This window comes from Achromobacter sp. 2789STDY5608615 (genome assembly GCF_001298995.1).
Lineage (GTDB): Bacteria > Pseudomonadota > Gammaproteobacteria > Burkholderiales > Burkholderiaceae_B > Achromobacter > Achromobacter insuavis.
This window is the reverse complement of sequence record NZ_CYTY01000003.1, coordinates 128,509-130,548: the sequence shown is the minus strand read 5'-3', so window position 1 is coordinate 130,548 and position 2,040 is coordinate 128,509. Positions and strand designations below refer to the sequence as shown.

General features: G+C 61.6%; 2 protein-coding genes. Both read right to left on the bottom strand.

The features are described 5' to 3' along the window. Positions 1-1,029 (bottom strand): ABC transporter substrate-binding protein (locus AOZ49_RS03595; protein WP_054474346.1); only part of this gene is annotated, 1,029 nt, incomplete at its 3' end. Between the two features lie 70 nt (positions 1,030-1,099). Next, a partial coding sequence (locus AOZ49_RS03590; RefSeq protein ID WP_156355577.1) for an ATP-binding response regulator occupies positions 1,100-2,040 on the bottom strand: 941 nt, incomplete at its 5' end.

The following is a 2,040-nucleotide window of genomic DNA, read 5'->3' as shown; positions in this document are numbered from 1 at the left end:
CACGCCTTCATAGGCCGGGCCATTGGCCAGCGCGTCGCGCACGGCCTGGCCGGTCAGCGGCTGGCCCGACTCGACCACCCGGCGGATCGCGGCCACGCCCACGCCGGCGGCGTCATAGGCCAGCGCCGCGAACTGGTCGGGCAGCTTGTTGTACCTGGCCTGGTAAGCGTCCACGAAAGCCTTCCTGGACGGATCGCCGGCAAAGAAAATGCTGTGCACCACCACGCCCTCGGCCGCCTTGCCGGCCAGCTCGATGAACTTGGGCGACGTCAGCGGAATACCGCCGCCGGCCGGGATGTCCACGCCCGCCTGGCGCAACTGCTGCAGGAAGATCGAGGCTTCCTGATACGGCAGCGCCACGAACACGCCGTCGGGCTTGGCGGCCTTGATCTTGCTGATCAACGGACGGAAATCCTTGGAGCCGGGCAACACCGCCTCGGTCAGCAGCACCTGGCCGCCGTCCTTTTCGATGGCCGCCTTGGTGGCCTTGACCGTGAACACGCCCCAATCGTCCTGCGAGTACGGGATGACGATGCGGTTGGCCTTGAGCTGCTTGTGGATCGTATCGGCGTTGTACTGTGCCAGCACGTCGTCGGTATTGTTCTGGCGGAACTGGAAGGGACTCTGGCGGCTGTAATCCGGATGCGACGACGTCGGGCTGATCTGGGGGATCCGGGCTTCGGCGAAGATCGGCGCGGCGGCCAGCGAGGCCGTGGTCGACCAGGAGCCGATGGCCAGCACCACGCCCGGCATGGCCACGATCTTGCGCGCCACGGTGGCGGCTTCCTGCGGTGAATTGCGGTCGTCTTCGACGATCAGCTTGAGCGGGCGGCCACCAATGCCGCCATCGGCGTTGACGCGGTCCAGGTAGAGTTCGACGGCGTTCTTGAAGCTGGCGCCGTATTCGGCGAAATTGCCCGACAGGTGCGAGAAGAAGCCGACGTTGATGGGGTCGGCGGCCAGCGCGGGCGCGGTCAGCGCGGCGCTGGCGGCAAGGGCGGCGACAAGCCGTTTGGCGGAGAGGAGCATGGTGATGCCTTGAATGGGGTAACGAACCGGCATCCTAAGAAATCGTCAGCGTTTTCTCCACGATTTATTGTTAATAAGCAAAGGTGTTTGGCGCATGACGCCGGATAGCACTTGACATCGCATCTTTCAATGTTGTGATGTCGAGCGGCTTGTGCAGCACTGTGAAGCCGCTGGCGTTGGCTTCGCTAATGCCTTGCGGCGAAGTGTCGCCGGTAATGATGATGGCTGGAACGTCGAATCCGATGGCCTTGTGCACGGCATGCACGACGTCAATGCCGGTGGTTTCCGTGGCCAGCCGGAAGTCCGTCACGATTAGCTGCGGGATGGCTTTGTCCAATTCCCTTGATGCCTGTTCCAATGAACGCGCTGCGATGACCGCATATCCCCAACTGGTCAGCAGTACCGCCATGCCATCGAGCACTTGTTTATCGTCATCGACCACCAGAACCGTGTGTTTTCCATCGGCTTTACGTAGCGAATTCATCTGAACCGATGGGCCCTCTGCAATGGCGGGTTCGTCTCGATGCGGAACGCTCACTGTGAAGCAGGATCCTTTGCCATAGACCGAACGCAAGCGCAGCTCGGCGCCGATCAGATCGGCGGTTCTCTTGACGATAGCGAGTCCTAGTCCCAGGCCGTGTTCGCGATCGCGGACTATGTTTTCGACCTGGTAGAACTCCTGGAAGATACTGTCGAAATGATCCTCGGCGATGCCGATGCCGGTGTCCAGTACGCAGATATCCAGTGCGTCCCGTCGACGGCGGCATGCCAGCAGGATCTTGCCGTGCGCCGTGTAGCGCACCGCATTGGAAAGGAGATTCGAGAGAATATTCTGCAGCAGAATCGGATCCGTATCGGGTCGGACGCTGGTACGTCGTATCTTCAGCTCGAGGCCCTTGGAAGCGGCGGACTGGGTGTACTGGTTGGCCAATGAATCGAAGGTTTCCTGCAAACGGAAACGGCGCCTTTCCACCTGGATCACGCCGGCGTCCAGGCGAGAGACATCTAGCA